Genomic DNA, 19,156 nt, shown 5'->3' on the forward strand with positions numbered 1-19,156 from the left:
TCGCTTAACCTACTTTATTGGGTATAATGCAAAGCACATTTTTAACCTTAAAGCGGCCAATTATGAAATACAAAGATCTCCGAGATTTTATAGATTTACTGGAAAAGCAAGGTGAATTAAAACGTATCCACCAAGAAATTGATCCCTACTTAGAAATGACCGAAATTGCAGATCGTACATTACGTGCAAAAGGCCCCGCTTTATTGTTTGAGAACCCAAAAGGACACAGCATTCCTGTGTTAGCTAATTTATTTGGCACACCAAAGCGCGTTGCTATGGGAATGGGTCAAAATGATGTAAGCGAACTTCGTGAAGTAGGTAAACTTTTAGCGTTCCTAAAAGAGCCTGAACCGCCTAAGGGAATAAAAGAAGCGCTTGGTCAAATTCCTGTGTTTAAACAAGTATTAAACATGCCTGCTAAAGAAGTGAAAAAAGCAGTATGCCAGCAAGTAATTATTGAAGGTGATGATGTTGATTTGACGAAACTGCCTATTCAACATTGCTGGCCAGGTGATGCAGCCCCATTAATTACTTGGGGATTAACTGTTACCCGCGGACCATATAAAAAACGCCAGAATTTAGGAATATACCGCCAACAGTTATTAGGTAAAAACAAAATTATTATGCGCTGGCTATCGCACCGTGGTGGCGCACTTGATTTTCAAGAGTGGTGTAAAGAAAACCCAGGCCAACCTTACCCAGTATCCGTTGCTTTAGGGGCCGATCCGGCTACTATCTTAGGCGCCGTTACCCCTGTACCAGACACTCTGAGCGAATACGCTTTTGCTGGATTACTACGTGGTAGTAAAACTGAAGTTGTAAAATCAGTATCTAATGACTTACAAGTCCCTGCAAGCGCCGAAATCGTGCTTGAAGGCTATATCATGCCAGGTGAAACTGCGCCTGAAGGGCCATATGGTGACCACACGGGTTATTACAACGAAGTTGATGATTTCCCTGTGATGACCGTCACGCATATGACACATCGTAAAGATCCAATTTATCACAGTACTTTTACAGGACGCCCGCCTGACGAACCTGCAATATTAGGTGTTGCGCTTAATGAAGTGTTTGTCCCAATTTTACAAAAGCAATTTCCTGAAATTGTAGATTTTTATTTGCCACCTGAGGGTTGCTCGTATCGTATGGCTGTTGTGACTATGAAAAAGCAATACCCAGGTCATGCTAAGCGAGTCATGATGGGCGTATGGTCTTTCTTACGTCAATTTATGTATACCAAGTTTGTTATTGTTTGTGATGATGATGTCAACGCCCGCGATTGGAATGACGTTATCTGGGCTATTACAACACGCATGGACCCTGCTCGCGATACAACACTCATTGAAAACACCCCGATTGATTATCTTGATTTTGCTTCACCTGTTTCCGGTCTAGGTTCAAAAATGGGCATGGATGCAACAAACAAATGGCCTGGCGAAACCGATAGAGAATGGGGTGAACCGATTGTGATGAATCAAGAAACAAAAGACCGCGTTGATGAACTTTGGGATAGCCTAGATATTCTCTAACTCTGTAAACTCACTGTGCGGATATGCTACTATTGCTCAAATAAAGTGCATCTCCGCTAATTTAAGGTAAAACATGCAAACATTACACGCTGAAGTTATTACTATCAGCCCATTAACTGAATTTGTTAACAAAGTAGTTTTAAAGCCAGTTGAAAGCGTTACTTTTGAAGCTGGCCAATACTTGCAAGTCGTTTTAGGTGAAAAAGATAAACGTGCGTTTTCAATTGCTAGCCGCCCTTCACAAAGTGATGAGCTAGAGCTACATATAGGTGCGTCAGCCGCTGACTCATACGCAATGCAAACACTTGAACACCTTCGTGATGCACATAAAAGTAATACAACAGTCACCATTGAAACTGGCTTAGGTGTTTCACAACTACGCCTACAATGTGAACGCCCAATAATATTACTTGCCGGCGGCACAGGTTTTTCTTACGTTAAATCAATGGCTGATCATTTAAGTGAAATCGGCTGTGAGCGCCCAGTGCTGTTTTACTGGGGTGTGCGTGAAGAGTCTGCTTTATACGCCCACACAGAAATGCAAGCATGGGCTGATAGCCGAGAGAACTTTAAGTTTATTCCTGTTGTTGAAAACCCTAGCGATAGCTGGAACGGCCACACAGGGTTTGTGCACAAAGCAGTGATGGCAGATATCACCTCGCTTGCACCATACGATATTTATATGGCTGGTCGCTTTGATATGATAGGTATCGTACGTGATGACTTTATTGCCCACGGTGCAATTCGCGAAAACATGTATGCCGACGCATTTGCGTTTATCAAGTAGTCATTGCACACCGTAAAAGCACCGCACGGTGCTTTTATACCTACACACCAGCAACGTCATAACAGCTTACCAATATCAAAGTAACACTGTGAAAATCGACAGTTGATTGTTTAAACCTATCACACTAATCAGCATAAACAATTTCACAAAACCCCATTCCTTAACCATACTTTATGTAACTTAATAATTGGGAGAGACCCAAATGCTAAATACAAAAGTAAGAGATTTTATGCAACATAAGTTGCCACACATCACCCCGACTACTGAAATGACTACCGCCATTTCTGAGCTGCAAAAGTTTAAATTACTAGGCGCCCCCGTGTTTGATGACAATAAATGTTTAGTGGGCTTTATTTCTGAGCAGGAGCTATTAAAACCACTTATGCAAAACAGCTACTTTTGTGATGGTGTGGTTAAAGTATCTCAGTTAATGCGCACTGATGTTGTCACCGTCAGTGGCGACATGAATATCATTGAGCTTGCAGAGCAAATGCAACCAGGTAAGCCAAAAAACTACCCTGTTATAGATGGGACCACAGTTATTGGTATGATTGGCCGAAGTGATATATTAAAAGCACTCTATGATAATTATATTAGCTGCCAAGAACATTAGGCACGCAATAAAGCGCGCCTACTAGCCGCTGTTAATTAACGTGCAGCGGCAGCTTGTTTTAGCTGCTGCCTGTCAGCATCACTCAAATAAGCGATTTGTAACGCGTTTGCTTGGGCTTTTTCCATATCAGCTTGCGTCAAACCGGCTGCAGGTGCTGCAACACTGTATTCGTGCTCGATTTCAATGCCCTCAACTGCAGGATCATCTGTATTAATGCTTGCCAAAATACCATGATCTAAAAAGCGTTTTAATGGGTGTATATCCAAGCTAGCAACGGTACTTGTTTGGATGTTACTGGTTAAGCATGACTCAATACCAATACGGTTATCACGCAAGTAATCCATTAACTTAGGATCTTCAATTGCTTTAACACCATGGCCTATTCGATTTGCACCCAACTGATTAATCGCTTGCCAAATACTCTCGGCACCAAGCGCTTCACCCGCATGAATTGTGGCAGCTAAATACGCATTTGATACTTGTTTAAAATGCTCTACAAACAACTCACCCGGAAAACCTATTTCATCACCAGCCAAATCAACAGCAACTAAGTCATTCTTAAACGCCAATAAGGCATCAAGTTCTTGCTGACAAATTTTTGTGCCATAAGTACGCGACATAATTCCGATAAGGTTTGCTTTAACAGTACTGGTTTGGGTGGCACTTTTAATGCCATCTACAACAGCCTCTACGACACCTTGAGGGTGCAAGCCTTGACTCTGTGCCATGTAATATGGACTAAAGCGCAATTCTACATAATCTAAGCCTTGAGCCTGAGCATCTTCAATATTTTCAATAGCAATACGACGACACGCATCGTAATCGCCCAACACGGTGACTCCCCAGTCAAGCTTTTGTAAAAAAGCCATGAGGTTTGGTTCAGGATCGATCACTTGAACATGTGGGGTCAACGCATCAATATTGTCTGCAGGTAATTCAATATTGAACTGACGCCCTAGTTCTAAAATTGTTTGCACACGTACATTGCCATCAAGATGGCGATGAATATCTAGCAACGGAAGATTTTTATTTATCATAATTAGTGCTCAGTCTATTGAATTTGCGCGGATCATACGCATTTACATCGGTAATTCAAGTTTAGCTGACTCTGTTTCTAATAGAGAGGTCATTTGTCATCACTGGGAGTAATATACCCAAACCACCTCAAGGTGGCAGTTTCAGTTGGAGTTAAAAGCGATTTAGGCAAGGCATTAATTGCAAGAAATAGTGGTTCTATTGTTAAAATCGCTTTTAAACCAACCTGCAGGGCGTTTCACAGGCACTTACTCTCATCGTTGTTACTTTTGTAAAAGGGAGTGCCATTCTTGCAAAATAACGCCTTGATATTAAGCCCCTGTGAAACGCTGAATTATGCATCTTGAGGTGGTTTGGGCATATAGTGCCAAATCGTTTTAAACAACTTGTCCGCTTCTATTGGTTTTGTTAAATACCCATCCATTCCCATATTCAACGCTTTATTAATGTCTTCATCATGCGCATTTGCTGATAAACCAATAATAGGCAACTCAGTCATACCTAACTCGTTGCGAATAACCTGAGTAGCCTCTAGCCCATCCATATTTGGCATTTGAATATCCATAAGTACTAAGTCGTATTTACTCAGTGTCACTTTTTCAATAGCTTCATAACCATCATTTGCAATGTCAATTTCGCACCCTTTCGTTTTAAGGATTGCGGATGCAACATGCTGGTTTAAAGGATTATCTTCAACCAATAATACTCTCGTATCAGCAAACGATAGGCTACCAACATCAAGATTATTATATATCGGCTGAAAATTCTCAGCTTTTGGCAAAGGGGAGTTGTTCGGCAATGAGAACGTAAATTTCGCACCACGACCTTCCTCGCTATACAGTGAAATCTCGCCACCCATCATCTCAACTAACTTTTTACAGATACTTAATCCAAGGCCTGTGCCACCAAACTTTCGCGATGTAGAGCTATCTGCTTGTGCAAATGGTTGAAATAACTGCTGCTGAGCACTTGGGCTAATTCCGATCCCAGTATCTTTGACGCTAAAAAAAGTATTCTGTGCTTGCTGCCAGACTTTAATGGTAATCGTGCCAGAAGCAGTAAACTTAATCGCATTATTTAATAAATTTAGCAATACTTGTTTTAAGCGAATAGGATCGGTGTTTAGCGTTAATTCGGCATCTTTATCCAACTGTAAATTAACAGCCAAGGACTTAACTCCGGCATCAAATTGAACTAGGTTGAATATTTCATCTATTAGTTGGTTGATGGAAATTGGCTCCTGCATTAAATCAAGCTTACCCGCTTCCATTTTTGAGAAATCTAACACATCATTTAACACTCGTAATAGTACATTTAATGCGCCATCCGCTTGCTCAATATAATGTCTCGCTTGTTCCCAGTTATCTTGCTGCAACGCCAAGTAATGCAATCCCTTAATGCCATTAATTGGCGTTCGGACTTCATGACTCATATTCGCTAAAAATTGACTTTTTATTTGGCTTGCTTCATCAGCTTTTTGCTTTTCTTCTCGCAGTATGCGGGTCTGTCTAGCTACTTGTTCTCTAACATGGATATTAGTGCCCGTTACCGAGATCAAAAAGGTAATTAGCAACCACACAAATAACATCCCAAGTATTTGCGCCAACCAATAAGGTAACCATGAGGATTGGTTCTTAGGTGCTACTAGCTCAACCTGCCATAGGCGCTTGCCTATTAACAGTTGATACTCTTTTAGTATATTTAATCTATTTGCTGAGTCTTCATAAATGATGTTTTTTTTACTATCAGTCACATCATAAAAGTTCGCACTCACTTGTTCATAATGGTCAAATTGTAATCGGCCAACAAATTCAGTTAAGCTGACCACACCTACAACATGCCCTTTGTAATCACTTAACGTATCTAGGTCACCAAAAACAGGTATAAAGAATAAAACGACATTCCCGTAATGGGAATGCTGAACTGGCTTAGTTATGACAAGCTCATTTAATGCTTTTGACATTAATAGCGCGTCTCTTCTAGTTTCATCCGATCCCATATCAAACCCAATTAGCTCTTCATTATTATGTAATGGTTGAACATAATGGACGGGGTAATAAGTCGGTCGTGTAAGCGCTTTTTGCCAAAACATTTGAGGGGACTTTTCTTTTATAAAAGCCGCAGGAGAGATGGTTGATAGTGTTTTTTCAAATTGTTCGACCTGATTAATCTCAACTAACTGAACCCATTTAAACGCGAGAATTTCCTTATTATATTCTAGCAACTTAGATGTAAAGCGCTCAAACTCGACTGGACCAACTTCATTACTACTTGCAAAGAACGTTGATAACAAAGTTAAGTGCCCAGTAATTTCATTTATTTTGTAGTTAATTTCTGATTGCACCTCAGCAAGTTTGGCTTCTTCCTTTTGAATATCTTTGTCTTTTTTTAAACTGGCAGCGGCATAAAAGCTCACGCTGATCACAGCATATATGATAATCGCAGGCACTATCACTTGTAATCGATGGCGCGCTCTTTCATAGTTAAAAGCAGCAAGTAAGAGAGGTGTAAATATTAATACCCCAATACTGTCACCAATCCACCAAGTTATAAAATTATTTAAGGCGGCATGTGCAGGAATAACCTGATTAATCATCAGTAAACTTGTGCCAATTGCAGCTGCAATTACACAACTAACAGGCCCAGCGACAATTAAGCTTTGAACACTGCGTTTTAACGATGATAAATCTAACGGGGCTTGGATTACTTTTACAATAAAATAACGCCCAACTAAGGCTTGTAACAGTGCAGCAAAAGAGACACAGATAGCTTGTAAGAAAACATGCCATTGGAGAATATCTGAAACACTATTAAGATGAATTAAATTGGTCAATATCGCCCCAATAAATACACCCAAAGCAGCTCGATAACCAAACAATAACAGACCGGCTAAGGCAATACCTGAGGGAGGCCAAGAAGCAACAGCATAGCCGTCAATGGCTAGTAAAAAATTACTGAGGTAACCGGTACAAAAGTAAGCCGCAGCCAGACTGAAGGTTAAAACAAATGTATTCTTCAAAATCTGGCGCTCCTTTGCCATTGATACGTTACAAGTATAGATCAAGCGCCTTTTGAGGCTGTGCGCTTTTACTATAGCTGAGTTGAGCTTGTATTAAATAATCTTTCTGGTTATCAGGGGCCAGCGCCTTATCAAACACTCGAGCAGCTAAATCATACTCACCGTGCGCATTTGCTAAACATGCTAATGCCAACAGCAACTGTTGATTATCGGGATCTTTTTTCAATGCATCTTGCAAATTAGCTTGCAACTTTAAGGCATCTCCTGGTGCTGATACTTTAAGTATTTGTGCCAACTGATACTGATCATCTGACTTTTTCAGCATTTTTAATAATATTAGTTCAATTTCACTTAAACGGCCCGCTCTTGCCATAGCTGACAAATAGGCAAAGTGCGCTTTCACTTTCAAACTTTTACTAAGCGATTGATATTTATCAACTATCTCTGATTGGGCACTAAAATAAGCACTAAACAATACCTGCCACTGAGTCTCTGTGAGTGCTTTTTTACTCAATAAACGAGGCATAAATTGTTCAAGAACAGACCATTTTTGTTGCTGAACTAACACTTCAGCATACAATTTAAGCTCTAATGCACTGGCTTTCTTTGACTCCGCTAACTCTTTTAATTCACCGGTAACAGTACTACTGTCGCCACTGGCAAGCCATAATTTAGCTGCTTTAAGCTGATTGGCTGGACTAATTTTATCTAAATAAGAAATAGCTTTGCCTGCGTTACTCTCTTGTAAAGCGGCCTTGGCTAACATGGCGTAGCGTAGATCCTGCCAAGATTCGGTGACGCTATTATTGTCTAGCGCAAGCTCTAGCTGCTCGTAATCACCATTAACTAAACACCATACACCTTGTTCAATAGCCGCTTGTTTACGTTCTTCGCTTCGCGCGAAAAAACGATGACGAGTACGACTGTATAATGACCAAACATAGCGAATCAACTTATAGGCTAAATATAACCCTAATGCGATGACAATAAAGGTGGCACAAAACGCAACGATAGAGCCTTCAATCGTTGTTTGGTTAAATGAAATTAACACGTAACCCACTTCACCAATTAGCATAGGTGATACAGCAAGCAATATAGCAATGGCTAAAATAACCAATATTAAGCGGATCATTTTGCCCACTCCTTGACCTGCTCGGTGCTTGTTAATGCAATATCGTGTTTAAATTGCAAACTTTCTTTACTAAGCTCATCCAGTGCCTTAACGGTACTTTTTGTTAGGGGCTGATCAAGCTTGAAGTACGCGTTAACTAAGTCATTTGCTTGGCTAAGTGCAGTAAAATAAACACTTGCTTGCTTAGTTAAAACTGCATCTTGTGCTTGTGTTAAATACAAGTTTAAACGCTGCTGAATTAAATGGCGCTCTTGTTCGGTTAGTAATGGCTCAATGGCCATCCCCTCGCGCTGACGAATTTTAATAAAATTATCTTTAAACTGATGCCATGAGTTGGCTAAATTCTGCTGCCAATCGCTCACATTTTCACTCAATGCATGTTGATCTTCTTTTACCACCTCTTGAGGTAAAGAAACCGCATTGAATTCCAGATTCTCAACTTGCTCAACAAGACCGTGCAACTTTAAGTAAATTGCTTCAACAGGTACCCTTTGCACACTACTAAGGGCTTGTAAATCTTGATGAATAGCTTGGCGAATAGCACCAGTACCTGGATGCTCCGCAAGCAAAGAATCTAACCGAGACAACACTGCAGCTGCCCCTTGATAATCTTTCTCAGCCCACAGCTTAAACTCAGCCATTCGTTGCAAGCTAGTGACTTCTTGAGGATTCAGGCTATATGCCTGTTGCTCTGCACGCTGTAAAGCACTTTCTAACTGCTGTTGAGTTTGTGCTGTATTTTTTTCAAGCGCCGCAGCCACTTTGTTTTCACTGTTAAACAGTGCTTGCTGCAATGTTTGTTGCGCACTTTTTACAGCCACTAGTTCAGCGTTTAAGATCTCGTTATTTGACTTTAACTGCTCAATAATTGCATTCTCTTGCTGACCAGTATTTAGTTTCTGATAAAACTGATACCCCACACCAGAGGCGACAATTAAGGAGATCAGTAACGCTAAACTCCCCGTTTTACTAATACTTCTTTTATTGTTTTGATTCATGGCAGGTTCTTGTTTTTCAGCAGAAGTAGAGGCTGACTTTTGAGCCGCTTTAGCAGCTGGCTTCACCTCAACAGAGGCCGATGGCTTTGCATTTTCACTCATAGTTTTACCTTGGCTGATGCAGGTAAACATCGCGCTATCGCTTGCGCCTGCAGCAATGTGTATGTTTGCCGAACTTAAATGTTGCTTTAAATATTCACCAATTCGTTTACTGGCAACATAAAACTGGCAGTGTTCTAACCATTGTAGTTGTGCTGACGATAGTTGATGAAAAATTGCATCAACAGCCGCATTACTTGTAATAACTATACCTTCAACATCAATACTTTGCCAGTGGTCTAGCCAGTCACTCTGTGCACCTTTAACAGGCTGACGTTGATAAACCACTAAGCTATTTAAAAAGGCATCTCGTTCTTTGAGGGCATTTGCAATAGTTGGCCGACCTTTTTTACCTTTCACTAATACGATATTTTGCTGTGCAACTTGTTGCAATGAACTAAGCGCTAATAAGCCCTCAGAATCATGCGTTTTAGGCACCGCAGCGCGCACTCCAAACGCTTGCCAAATGGCATCGGCTGTTTGCTCACCCACTGCGTAAAACTGTGCTTTGGTATTAATATCAGGTTTGAGTGCCAGTAATGCATTGACTGCATCTTGAGAAATAAAAATAATTTTATCCGCATTTAACAACGGCGTTAATTGCGCACTATTTGGCTCAAGGTAGTCAATTGATAAAACAGGAAACAAAGTCGCCTGATAACCCGCTTGCTCAAGTTGCTTGGCAAGGTCAATACCTTTTCCTTGTGGTCGAGTTATCAGGATGTGTGACATTTAGGCGTCTCGGTATACTTCAGCTAAAATTTTATCAGCACCCATACTAAGCAACTGCTCAGCTAATTGAGTACCTAGCATCTGCGCATCCACGGCTTGGCCGCTAATATCAGCGCGTAAAATCTCACTGCCATCCACGGCCCCCACGAGACCACGAAGGTGAACCTTTTCACCATCAACAAGTGCATAGGCACCAATAGGAACTTGGCATCCCCCTTCCAAGCGGCGGTTCATAGCACGCTCTGCATTTACACGAATACGTGTTTCATTATGCTCAAGCGGCGCAAGTAAAGCTTTCGTCACGTCATCGTCATCTCGGCATTCAATACCTACAGCGCCTTGACCATTAGCAGGCAATGATATTTCAGGCTCTATAAATGCTTTAATTCGGTCATGCATTTCAAGGCGAATTAAGCCTGCTGCGGCTAAGATTATGGCATCATATTGGCCGTCATCTAGCTTTGCCAAGCGAGTATTAACGTTACCGCGTAAGTCTTTAATATCTAAATCAGGGCGACGTGCACGAATTTGACATTGACGACGTAAACTTGATGTACCCACAACAGCGCCTTGTGGAAGTTCATCAATATTGGCATACAAGTTAGAGACAAACGCATCGCGAGGGTCTTCACGCTCACAAATCGTATGCAGCACTAAACCTTCAGGAAAATCAACAGGTACGTCTTTCATTGAATGCACAGCAATATCTGCACGGCCATCTAGCATTGCTTGCTCTAGCTCTTTAACAAACAAGCCTTTACCACCAATCTTAGCCAATGGTGTATCTAAAATTATGTCACCTTGAGTCGACATAGGCACAAGCTCAACGGTTAAGTCATTATGAAAATGCTCAAGTTGTGCTTTTACAAACTCAGCTTGCCACAGTGCTAATGCACTTTTACGAGTGGCGATACGAATAATATGTTTTTTTTCAGTTACTTCATTTGTCATGAATAAATCCAATTGTTTTTGCTAATCAAACGTAAAGCCTAATCAGCTAAAATACGAAACTCTTTTTGCGCTAATAAATGATCTTGCTCGTCAACCACGTCAACGCGCCAATATCCAATTTGCTCAGGTAAAATATGTTTATTTGAGTAGGTACGATAACGTGGTGTTGTCACTTTCAATTCAATACTCGCCATAACTTGATCATCATAACGCCAAATATGCCTGATACTTTGGCCTTGTAAATTTTTAAGTTCACTAAAGAAAGTCAATGTATCGGTAAACTCAGTTAATCGAATATCCGCTTTAAAAACATTAACCGGCTCACGCTCAACGACCTTGCGAGTAAGCACAGCTCTACTCACTTTGTCTGTATCTATTTTGGCCCCAATTGCAACACTTGCTATATGCGCTGTTTCCGCAAAGCTTTCTTGGTTGCTGCTTGGTAACTGGGTTTCAGCACTAGGCTCGGCAATTTCTTGCGATTCAATCTGTGGCTCCGACAACACTGATGGCTCATCTTTTACAATATTTACCACCTGCATTGGCGGTAAATCAGTATCTGAGTTACTTACAATGGGAGGCTCACTGACTTCTATTACGTTGTCATTCGATGCAAGTGTTGTAGATGATTGCTCTACGATCACAGGCTCAGCGTCTTCAACTTTAAGTTGTGGGCTCGTTTGGCGCATATTGTCTGTAGATAAGTCATTTTGTTCAGCATTCACTGAACCCATAAGGCTATAAACAAGCACCACCAAAAGAACGCAAACAAACAGCATGGCTGTAGCAATACGCCGCCAATGCCATTGATAAGTCACGGACGGTAGCGTTTCTGCCGCTGCTTTATTCATACTTGCAGTAATCACGATTTTTTGACTCATAATAGCCTCATGCTTTCAATCATTAACTTAAGCGAGCAATTAACCACTGGCGGATTGCCATTAGCTCTTCCCCGCAGACTTGGTGAGCCATTGGGTAATCTTGCCAGCTTACATCCATGTTCAGTGCAGATAATACGTCAAACGCATTACGACCCGCGCTGTGCGGTACAACATCATCATGACGACCATGCGCCATAAATACATTTAAATCGGTATGTTTCGCTTCGCCTGATAGTTTCTCTGGTACACACATATAAGTTGAGAGGGCCATAACCCCTGCTAATTTTTGTGTTAACCGAGGCGCTAAGTGTAGTGAAATTACGCCGCCTTGTGAGAAACCTGCTAAAATAATTTTATCAGCCGGGACACCACTTTCAAGCTCTTGTTTGATAAGCAGCTCAACTTTTTCTGCCGACTCACGTACACCCGCTTCATCGGCACGTTTATCTAAATCCATCGATTTAATATCGTACCAAGAGCGCATGGCCATGCCCCCATTAATCGTTACAGGTTGCACCGGAGCATGTGGAAAAACAAATCTAACCCCTAACTCATCTGGTAAGGCTAATTGTGGAGCAACAGGTAAAAAACCGTCTCCAGAATCACCTAAACCATGCAACCAAATAATCGTTGCTTTGTGTGCTGCTTTTGCCGGGTATTCTACAAATTCTAAACTCATAGCTCTGATTGCCACTCAACAGTTTGCCCAGCTTGACGCGTAGTGGCCTCATTCATGAATTGCCAAAACTCAGCGCCTGAGCGATTATCAATCCATTTATCACCCTGTAATTCAAAGTGATGACCGTTAAATTTTGTTGCCACCCACACCTGATGTAATGGTGCTTGCTTATTAATCACTATTTTAGAGCGATCAGCAAAAATAATTTCTAATATCCCTTGCGCAGATTCATAATCTAGATCTGCTTCACAATCATCAACTTGCTCTTCAATTGTGAACATAAGTGCTTCGGCTAATTGGTGATATTCATGGTCTGTCATTATTATTTCCTTTACGGCATTGGGTACAATTTGCATGCAGGTAGTGTAACAGGAATAAAATCATCCGCGAATAGCTGCATTTTTTAGATATTCTGTTAATCTGCGATTATAAAGCCAGCAACGCGATTAATCTAATGAAAGAGATGCATCTTAAACAATTAAAACGACTTTTTCCTATGGGTGTATTACTCATGACTTTAGCGGGTTGTGGGCAAAGTGGCGCTTTGTACTTACCTGATGATGAAGTAGAGAAAAATATTCAAGAAAAACCTGTAACTTCACAAAGCAAAGCTTCTGCATCACCCACTCAATCGAAACAGGATCAATAGATGGACTTTTTTGACTATAAAAATGATCACCTTCACGCTGAAGACATCGCTGTCAGCACATTAGCTGAACAATACGGTACTCCATGCTATGTGTATTCTCGTAAAACCTTTGAACGACACTATACGGCCTTTGCACACGCCGCTAAAAACCATAAAAGCTTAGTTTGCTATGCAGTTAAAGCAAATTCAAATATTGCCGTATTAAATATTTTGGCACGCTTAGGTTCAGGGTTTGACATTGTTTCTAAAGGTGAGCTGGCTCGTGTTATTCAAGCCGGTGGCAATGCTAACAAGGTCGTTTTTTCAGGTGTTGCCAAAACCGCAGATGAAATAGCCTATGCACTTAAGCTTGGCATAAAATGCTTTAACGTCGAGTCTGTATCCGAGCTTGACCGCATTTCACAGGTTGCGACAGAGCTTAACCTAATGGCACCTATTTCAATTCGTGTAAACCCAGATATCGACGCTAAAACGCATCCTTATATTTCAACAGGCTTAAAAGAAAATAAATTTGGTATAGATATTCTTACTGCTGTAAGTGTGTATCAATACGCAGCCTCATTACCTGGCCTTAAAATAATCGGTGTTGATAGCCATATTGGCTCACAGCTCACTGAGATAAAGCCATTTCTAGAAGCCTTAAATAAAGTATTAGCACTGATTGATGAATTAAAAGAAAACGGTATCGTACTGAGTCATATTGATATCGGTGGTGGTCTAGGCGTGCCTTACAATGAAGAAACACCTCCACACCCAAGTGAATATGTAGCGCAGATCACTGAACGTTTAGCAAACTACCAAGATTTAGAGCTTATATTTGAACCTGGCCGCGCAATTGCTGCAAATGCTGGTATTTTGGTTACTAGAATTGAGTTTATCAAACAAAACCAAGACAAATACTTTGCCATTGTTGATGCGGGTATGAACGACATGTTGCGCCCATCACTTTATCAAGCTTGGCAAAATATAGTCCCTGTAACCCCTCGCACAGATGACACACCAACACGTAACTTTGATATTGTCGGCCCTGTCTGTGAAACGGGTGATTTTTTAGGTAAAGATCGCATGCTTGCTCTGCAACAAGGCGATTTACTTGCCCAACGTAGTGCGGGCGCTTACGGCTTCACAATGAGCTCAAACTATAATTCAAGGCCACGTGTAGCTGAGATAATGGTGGATGGTGAGCATAGCCATTTAATCCGCGAGCGTGAAACAATTGAAAGCCTATGGCAAGGCGAGAAAATTTTACCATAAACTTTTTGTAACCCGGCTGCTCTGTGGCATGATTAGCGCAGAGCAAATCCGAATTAGAGCGCTATGTTAGTTAATTTTTCTAAAATGCACGGCCTAGGCAACGATTTTGTTGTAATTGATAATATTACACAAAACGTTTTCTTATCACGAGATCAAATCAAAAAACTGGCAGATCGCCATTTTGGCATTGGCTTTGACCAACTGTTAATGGTCGAAGCGCCCTATTCTCCTGATCTCGATTTTCATTATCGTATTTTTAATGCTGACGGCAACGAAGTTGAACAGTGTGGTAACGGCGCGCGCTGTTTTGCACGCTTCGTGCGCATGAAAGGCTTAACCAATAAACATAAAGTCACCGTGTCTACCAAGTCAGGTAACCTGACTCTTTATATTGAAAAAGATGGGCAAGTTACCGTTAATATGGGCCACCCCAATTTTGAGCCGAATAAAATTCCACTCAAAGCGAGTAAACGAGAGCTCACCTATATTATTCGCGCCGAAGAACACACCGTATTTAGTGGTGCGGTTTCGATGGGTAACCCTCATTGCGTACTTGAGGTCGACGATATAGAAACTGCCGACGTGAATACTCTAGGCCCTCTACTTGAAAATCATGAGCGTTTTCCGCAACGCGTTAATGTGGGTTTTATGCAAGTCATTTCGCAAGATCACATTAAGCTCAGAGTTTGGGAGCGCGGTGTAAGCGAAACACTCGCCTGTGGTACAGGTGCTTGTGCTGCTATGGTTATCGGCCAAGTACAAAGCAAGTTAGCAACGACAGTACAAGTGGATTTACCGGGCGGAAGCTTGCAAGTTCGCTGGCAAGGTGAAGGTCATCCAGTAAGAATGACAGGCCCTGCAGAACACGTATTTGATGGACAGGTTGCCCTATGAGTGAAATAACAAAACAACAAGTTAGCGACTTTCTAACTGAAAATCCGGATTTTTTACTGCAAAACCCAGATCTTTTAGCACAGCTTGAATTGCAGCAACATGCTCAAGGCGCAACGTCTTTAGTGCACATCCAACAACGCCAGTTGCGTGAACACAATACCAAGCTGAAAGCGCAAATTGAGCAACTGATTGAACAAGCAACTGAAAATGAATCTATTTATCGGTTATTCAGCCAATGCCATCGGCAGCTTTGGACTAATTACGATTTTAAAACCTTAGCGACTAACTTGCGAAATATCATTTGCACCAGCCCTGCAATCAGTGAATGCCATTTAGTACGCTACGAAACTAAATATGATGCATTAATAGAACATCGCTTAGAAGAAACGGGCACTTACCTAGGCCGAGTTAGCCAGCAAGAGCGAGACTTATTGTTTGCTGAGCAAACTCAATCAACTGCTTTGTACCTAATTGGTAACAACCAACACCCTGTGGCCATACTTGCCTTTGGTAGCCTTGATGCAAATCACTTTGAACCAGCCAAAGATAGCTTTTTTGTGCTTGAATTTGTACGCTCTTTGCAACTTAGATTATTGGAACTCCAACTGGAATTGGCATGAGCGAGGAGCAACCTCCTAGTTTAAACCACTTAGGCGAGCAATGGCTCACACCTATTCAACTGTTTAGTGATTACTTACGGTTTGAAAAACAATACTCAGCGCACACCATTAGCCAATATACCAGCCAGCTGCAATTTGCTGCGCACTATTTCAGTAAACTGTGTGACAGTTGGCAGGATGTTCAGGGCGAACATATTCGCCGTTACAGTATGGCACTGCGTGGTAAACAGCTCAGTGGCCGTACAATAAGTTTGAAGCTCAGTTGTATTCGTAGTCTGTATAAATTTTTAAAATCAAAAAAAGTCACCGAAAAAAACCACTATCACAATCCTGCTGAAGCAATTAAAGGCCCTAAATTTGCCAAGCCTCTGCCAAAAAATCTCGATGTTGATCAAATGGCACGCCTACTCGAAATCGATGACGATGATCCCCTTGCTATCCGCGATAAAGCCATGATGGAATTAATGTATTCTTCTGGTTTGCGCATCAGCGAGTTAGTTGGCGCTAACATGCAGGATATTAACCGTAGTGAAGGTGAAATATTAATTCGTGGTAAAGGCAACAAAGAACGCTTATTACCGGTGGGCGGCAAAGCACTAACCGCGTTAAATTTATGGCTAAAATTACGCCCTCAGTTTGCTAATCCAGACGAGCCTGCGGTGTTTGTTAGCAGTAAAAAGTGCCGAATATCAGTGCGACAGGTACGATTACGTATGCAACAATGGGGGATTAAACAAGGTATAAGCAGCCAAGTACACCCTCATAAGTTGCGCCACTCCTTTGCTTCCCATATTCTTGAATCATCAGGTGATTTACGCGCAGTTCAGGAATTATTAGGCCACAGCAGCTTGTCTGCAACTCAAGTGTATACTCATCTAGACTTTCAACATTTGGCTAAGGTGTACGATAACACGCACCCGCGCGCTAAAAAGCGCCACGACCCAGACTAACGAGGAATTTTATGATCCGTTTTAACCGTGCCATTACGCCAGTAAAAGTGCTCAGCTTTGATTTAGACGACACACTTTATAATAATCACCCTATTATTAAAGCAGCTGTGCAGGCACAAGTTGATTATTTAAACGCGTTACCTGATTGGCAAGCACAAGGTCGCCACTATTGGCAATACTGTAGAGAGCAAGCTGTTAAGCAAAACCCTGCGCTGGCTGATAACGTGACCCAGTGGAGAAAAGACACCTTACAACTTGGCTTGGCCAAATTAGGCTACCAAGACGCGCAACTTGAGCAACATGTTAGTGGCGCTTACCAAGCGTTTGCTGACGCGCGTAGCCAAATAGTGATCAGTGATGATGTGTTAGCATTACTCGCTCAGTTAGCTAAAAAATATAAACTCATTGCCATTACAAATGGTAATGTCGAGGTTGAACGATTTAACCTAAATGGCGTATTCGAACTTGTTTTACAAGCAGGTCTACATGGTAAAGCTAAGCCACACCCAACTATGTTTGATCAAGCCTGCGAACAGCTAAACGTTGAGCCAAAACACATACTGCACATTGGTGATAGCTTAGATACAGACGTGCACGGCGCGCACAACGCAGGCTGTCACTCACTGTGGCTAAACGATCAGCAAGCTCACTATGCTTACCGAGGCTTACCTGATGTAGAGATTACATCAATTCATGCTCTTAAATATTTTTTATAAGAGTATTATTCGCTAAATGGTTTTAAATGCTTATCGAGTGAGATTAAGAGTGATGGTGACGTACTTATTAACATTTGCTCATCATTATAAACTAACATCGCGCTTTTTATATTCCCTGACAACTGATTCAAATGCTTCTTAATATCACTTTTGTAGCTCTTATAATCCTTCGGCTGGAATACTAACTTACTTTGTAGCTGCGTGAATGCATCTAAATCCATAAAGGCATTAAAATCGTTTTGGTATGTCACAAAGTACGCATTTTCAACTAGCTCATAATAAGGTCGATATTTAACAAGAAATTTTTTATAAAATGGACCGACCATACCTGGCACACTGTCGTCTGAAAAGTAGGTTAAATGTGAAATCGTTTGTTCAGAAATAGTCTTCGTGAAAATAGATAACTCATTACCCGCAGAACTTACTACCTTGCCTAATAACGAGTTAATACTGGCTTCTAAAACAACGAGTTGTTGATTGATTTTAACTAAAGTTTGGGCATGTAGTTGTGTTTTACGTTGCGACTCTTCAATTTTTAGCTTGGCTCGTGTAAATTGTTTTCTAAAATCGATGAGCTCTACCAACAACTGGTTAAAATTGATGATACTCCAGTCTCGAACTGTCGTTAAACTAAAGTCGTTAATTCTATTATTTAACTCGTCGAGTTGCTGTTCAAATGTTATCCATACTCTTTTTGCTTTTTGAAAGTCTTTAAGCTCCTGTTTGATTTGTTTAACAAGAGTTAAAACTTGTTGACTTTCAGAAAGCGAAAACGACTTATTGGCGTGAGTAATAGCCCCCTTTAAATTCCCTTCCTCGAGTGACTTTTCAGCCCGTGTGTAGTATTCATGTGCCTGTAATACAGTGGAATGCTCTTCTTTCCAATCCTCTGGATTAATATCTGCAAGTTTTGCTAAAACCTGGCTTAACCTGACAATATCTCCGTGTAATTTGGCTTCACTATAAGCCACTTGTAATGTCTGGGTTTCGCTGGGCGAACAACCTGCTAAAAATAGCATCAGTGACAATACTGTTTTTTTCATATCACTCTCCTTGTTGCTAGAATAGAATTCCCTTTCGCGTTAAGCATACGCTCGATAATATATAAACATACTTTACATAACTTATCATTCATAACTTAAACAAACATTTCATACTATTGAATGCGCAAGATTCATACTTACCAGTCACCTTTTACAAGCCATTAAAGAGAGACGTGAAACTTAACTTTATTTCATGTTATTAATTTACGCTTAGCGTCGTCCTTGATTAATGATGGTGAGCTATTACCTTAATATATTTACTGGATCTAAGTGCTGTTTGAGATTATGGGAAGCGTTACTAAAGTATTGATAATTTCTCTTGTATTTTAGTTAGCTTGTAACACCTATTTGCTTTTACGACTCCTCACATCACTATAACAACTTTAGATAACCACACGTCAAATGTAGCCAAATCATATGGTTCAGCGAAGCAAACTACCGAATTGTTAAAGCCAAAAATTATTTTAGCCAACAAGAGTTTGATTTAGCAGTTAAAAGCTATGCCTTACTCATAAAGCGTCTTCCTCAGCAAGCTGAACATCTCTACAATGAATGTCTAGCACAATTAAAGTACT

The 19,156-nt window shown here is 41.0% G+C and carries 18 protein-coding genes; 9 read left to right on the forward strand and 9 right to left on the reverse strand.

Annotated elements, in window-relative coordinates:
• Window positions 1–62: 62 nt before the first annotated feature.
• The 3 genes from ubiD (at window position 63) to C7Y70_RS08685 (ending at window position 2,929) form a co-directional block, all read left to right on the forward strand.
• Window positions 63–1,529 carry a 4-hydroxy-3-polyprenylbenzoate decarboxylase gene (gene ubiD / locus C7Y70_RS08675; RefSeq protein ID WP_099295260.1) on the forward strand — a complete coding sequence of 489 codons (1,467 nt, stop codon included), beginning with the start codon at window positions 63–65 and terminating at the stop codon, window positions 1,527–1,529.
• 73 nt (window positions 1,530–1,602) lie between these two features.
• Complete coding sequence (fre, locus tag C7Y70_RS08680) at window positions 1,603–2,316, forward strand: NAD(P)H-flavin reductase (RefSeq protein WP_099295259.1); 714 nt, start codon at window positions 1,603–1,605, stop codon at window positions 2,314–2,316.
• A 202-nt stretch (window positions 2,317–2,518) separates the two neighbouring features.
• Window positions 2,519–2,929, forward strand: a complete 411-nt coding sequence (locus tag C7Y70_RS08685; protein WP_099295258.1) for a CBS domain-containing protein — start codon at window positions 2,519–2,521, stop codon at window positions 2,927–2,929.
• A 35-nt stretch (window positions 2,930–2,964) separates the two neighbouring features.
• Here the strand turns inward: C7Y70_RS08685 and add are convergent, their stop codons facing one another.
• From add to cyaY, 8 genes are all read right to left on the reverse strand, one after another.
• The gene (gene add / locus C7Y70_RS08690) at window positions 2,965–3,966 is read right to left on the reverse strand and encodes an adenosine deaminase (protein ID WP_135474433.1); all 1,002 of its coding nucleotides are present in this window, start codon (window positions 3,964–3,966) and stop codon (window positions 2,965–2,967) included.
• Window positions 3,967–4,298: 332 nt separating this feature from the next.
• Window positions 4,299–6,983: an ATP-binding protein gene (locus tag C7Y70_RS08695; RefSeq protein ID WP_135474435.1), complete on the reverse strand. Its 2,685-nt coding sequence runs from the start codon at window positions 6,981–6,983 to the stop codon at window positions 4,299–4,301.
• A 28-nt stretch (window positions 6,984–7,011) separates the two neighbouring features.
• Window positions 7,012–8,115 (reverse strand): heme biosynthesis HemY N-terminal domain-containing protein, encoded by a 1,104-nt coding sequence (locus tag C7Y70_RS08700; protein ID WP_135474437.1) that lies wholly within the window; start codon window positions 8,113–8,115, stop codon window positions 7,012–7,014.
• Window positions 8,112–9,944 carry a uroporphyrinogen-III synthase gene (locus tag C7Y70_RS08705; RefSeq protein WP_135474439.1) on the reverse strand — a complete coding sequence of 611 codons (1,833 nt, stop codon included), beginning with the start codon at window positions 9,942–9,944 and terminating at the stop codon, window positions 8,112–8,114. The genes C7Y70_RS08700 and C7Y70_RS08705 overlap by 4 nt, the downstream gene beginning before the upstream one ends.
• Complete coding sequence (gene hemC, locus C7Y70_RS08710; RefSeq protein WP_099295254.1) at window positions 9,945–10,895, reverse strand: hydroxymethylbilane synthase; 951 nt, start codon at window positions 10,893–10,895, stop codon at window positions 9,945–9,947.
• A gap of 38 nt (window positions 10,896–10,933) precedes the next feature.
• Entirely contained in the window at window positions 10,934–11,776 is an 843-nt protein-coding gene (locus tag C7Y70_RS08715) for a DUF2914 domain-containing protein (protein WP_135474441.1), read from the reverse strand.
• 22 nt (window positions 11,777–11,798) lie between these two features.
• Complete coding sequence (locus C7Y70_RS08720; protein ID WP_135474443.1) at window positions 11,799–12,455, reverse strand: carboxylesterase; 657 nt, start codon at window positions 12,453–12,455, stop codon at window positions 11,799–11,801.
• On the reverse strand, window positions 12,452–12,775 hold the full coding sequence (gene cyaY / locus C7Y70_RS08725; RefSeq protein ID WP_099295251.1) for an iron donor protein CyaY: 324 nt from the start codon (window positions 12,773–12,775) through the stop codon (window positions 12,452–12,454). The genes C7Y70_RS08720 and cyaY overlap by 4 nt, the downstream gene beginning before the upstream one ends.
• A gap of 134 nt (window positions 12,776–12,909) precedes the next feature.
• On the opposite strand from cyaY, the gene C7Y70_RS08730 reads away from it, so the two are divergent.
• The 6 genes from C7Y70_RS08730 (at window position 12,910) to C7Y70_RS08755 (ending at window position 17,538) form a co-directional block, all read left to right on the forward strand.
• Complete coding sequence (locus tag C7Y70_RS08730; RefSeq protein ID WP_099295250.1) at window positions 12,910–13,104, forward strand: lipoprotein; 195 nt, start codon at window positions 12,910–12,912, stop codon at window positions 13,102–13,104.
• Window positions 13,105–14,358, forward strand: a complete 1,254-nt coding sequence (lysA, locus tag C7Y70_RS08735; RefSeq protein ID WP_135474445.1) for a diaminopimelate decarboxylase — start codon at window positions 13,105–13,107, stop codon at window positions 14,356–14,358.
• 63 nt (window positions 14,359–14,421) lie between these two features.
• Window positions 14,422–15,252, forward strand: a complete 831-nt coding sequence (dapF, locus tag C7Y70_RS08740) for a diaminopimelate epimerase (protein WP_135474447.1) — start codon at window positions 14,422–14,424, stop codon at window positions 15,250–15,252.
• Window positions 15,249–15,872, forward strand: coding sequence for a DUF484 family protein (locus C7Y70_RS08745; protein WP_135474449.1), 624 nt, complete (start codon window positions 15,249–15,251; stop codon window positions 15,870–15,872). Before dapF ends, C7Y70_RS08745 begins: the two co-directional genes overlap by 4 nt.
• Window positions 15,869–16,822 (forward strand): tyrosine recombinase XerC, encoded by a 954-nt coding sequence (locus C7Y70_RS08750; RefSeq protein ID WP_135474451.1) that lies wholly within the window; start codon window positions 15,869–15,871, stop codon window positions 16,820–16,822. Before C7Y70_RS08745 ends, C7Y70_RS08750 begins: the two co-directional genes overlap by 4 nt.
• Before the next feature lie 11 nt (window positions 16,823–16,833).
• Window positions 16,834–17,538, forward strand: coding sequence for an HAD-IA family hydrolase (locus C7Y70_RS08755; protein ID WP_135474453.1), 705 nt, complete (start codon window positions 16,834–16,836; stop codon window positions 17,536–17,538).
• 5 nt (window positions 17,539–17,543) lie between these two features.
• Here the strand turns inward: C7Y70_RS08755 and C7Y70_RS08760 are convergent, their stop codons facing one another.
• On the reverse strand, window positions 17,544–18,581 hold the full coding sequence (locus C7Y70_RS08760; RefSeq protein ID WP_135474455.1) for a hypothetical protein: 1,038 nt from the start codon (window positions 18,579–18,581) through the stop codon (window positions 17,544–17,546).
• Between the last annotated feature and the right edge of the window lie 575 nt (window positions 18,582–19,156).

This window comes from Pseudoalteromonas sp. KS88 (assembly GCF_004766475.1).
GTDB lineage: Bacteria > Pseudomonadota > Gammaproteobacteria > Enterobacterales > Alteromonadaceae > Pseudoalteromonas.